A 2,010-nucleotide genomic window follows, 5' to 3' on the forward strand; every position below is an offset into this window, starting at 1 on the left:
CTTCGACGGTGTCCTCGGCGCTCGATGCCCCGCGCGTGAGGTCACCCAGGGTGGTGGCCTCGGCACGGGCACGGGCGGCTTCCTTGGAGCGCCTGGCCGAGACGTCCACCACGGCCGCAACAGCGGCTGAAACGCCCACGAAAACCAGCAACGCGATGATGTTCTCGGGGTCGCTGATGGTCAGGGTCCCCACGGGCGGTATGGAGAAGAAATTCACCAACAGGCTGCTCCACAAGGCACCGAGCAGAGCGGGCCACAACCCGCCCACCAGGGCGACGGCAACCGAGCCCGTCAACTGGAGGAGCACCGCCGTCGTGATGTTGTGCGAAGGACTCGCCGCCAGCAGGAGCTGCAAAAGAACCGGCAGGACCACCGCCATAGCAAACCCGACGATCACCCTTGTGCGGCCAAGGTCCCGCTGCCGTGGACGGTCCACGCCCCGGCCGCCCAAGGGATGCGAAACCATGTGCACGTCAATATCGCCGGAGTCACGCACCACCCGGTTGCCGATCCCCCGCCCGGTCAGCCTGGCGACGAGGCTCCGGCGCCGGGAAATCCCGACGACGATCTGCGTCGCGTTCACGCTGCGGGCAAAGTCAAGCAAGGCCTTCGCTGGGTCCTCCCCTGCCACCGTGTGGTAGCTGCCACCCAAGTCCCGTACCAACAGGCGCTGGGCTTCCAGCGCCTGCGGAGATTCCGAGGCCACACCATCAGCGGCGCGGACGTGCACGGCGAGCAAGTCGCCGCCATTGACGCGCTTGAGGATCCGGGCGGCCCGGCGGACAAGGACTTCCCCTTCCGGCCCGCCTGTGAGGCCGATGACGATGCGTTCGCGGGCGGGCCAGCTCGCCTCGATCCCCTGTTCCGAACGGTACTTCGCGAGCCCTTCGTCCACGCGGTCGGCCAGCCACAGCAGCGCCAGTTCCGTAATGCCGTCAGGTTGCCCATCCGGAAATAGTTGGACAGGGCAGCGTCGATCTTGTCCGCCGAATAGATCTTGCCGTCGCCCAGCCGTTGCCGCAACAGCTCCGGTGAGATGTCCACAAGATGGATTTGATCGGCACGCCGCACGACGTCGTCGGGCACTGTCTCCGCCTGCCGGACGTCGGTGATGGCACTCACGACGTCACCAAGGGAAGCCAGGTGCTGCACGTTGACGGTGGAGAGGACGTTGATGCCGGCGTCGAGCAGTTCCTCGACGTCTTGCCAGCGCTTTGCGTTGCGGCTTCCGGGGATGTTCGAGTGGGCGTATTCGTCGACGACGGCGATGCGCGGCTTGCGTGCCAAGACCGCGTCGACGTCCATCTCTTCAAAGCTGGTGTCCCGGTACGCAATCGTGTGCGGCGGGATGACTTCCAATCCGTCCATCAAGGCACGGGTGTCGCTGCGCCCATGGTCCATGGCGAAGGCCACCACCACGTCTTCACCGCGGCCGCGCAGCCGGTGAGCCTCCTCAAGCATGGCGTAGGTCTTCCCTACTCCCGGGGCTGCCCCGAGGAAAATGCGCAACGTTGCCCGTGCCATGTGGTCATTCTTTCACTTGTTTAACGCGTCGGTTGCCCGCAAGAAAGCCAGCCCTTTTGACCGGCGCGTCTGCCCGCCGGGGAACTTTCGGAGCGGTAGTCTCACGATCAGCAATACATGTGCCTCGGGGGATGGTTCTCTTTACGGCTGCGTCACCGCGGCCACTGTCCTTACCGACCGTGGCTTCGGTTTGAGCGTGGCGGTAAAGGAGAAAGCAATTACTGGCATACAAGATAGCCCCAGGATGTCCACCGGGCGCGCACGCCTTCAATTCCCCCGTACACAGCGCCTCCATCGATTCGGAGCCGCAATAGCAATTGGCGTTTGCCTGTCCCTGTTGCCCGCCCCGGCCATGGCAAGCCCAACACCTGCACCGTCACCCTCCACGGACTCCGTGGCACCACAGGTTCCCGGGACCGGGGTCCCCGCACAGGTGCCTGTGACGCCGTCGCCATCATCGACGACGTTACCCGCGCCCGGGCCGAC

Annotated in this window: 1 pseudogene; it reads right to left on the reverse strand. The window is 65.3% G+C overall.

The features are described from left to right. Window positions 1-1,524, reverse strand: a pseudogene (locus AHiyo1_RS26715) (DUF4118 domain-containing protein); the annotation flags it as partial. Window positions 1,525-2,010: the final 486 nt, after the last annotated feature.

Origin of the sequence: Arthrobacter sp. Hiyo1, from assembly GCF_001263615.2 — a bacterium.
GTDB lineage: Bacteria > Actinomycetota > Actinomycetes > Actinomycetales > Micrococcaceae > Arthrobacter.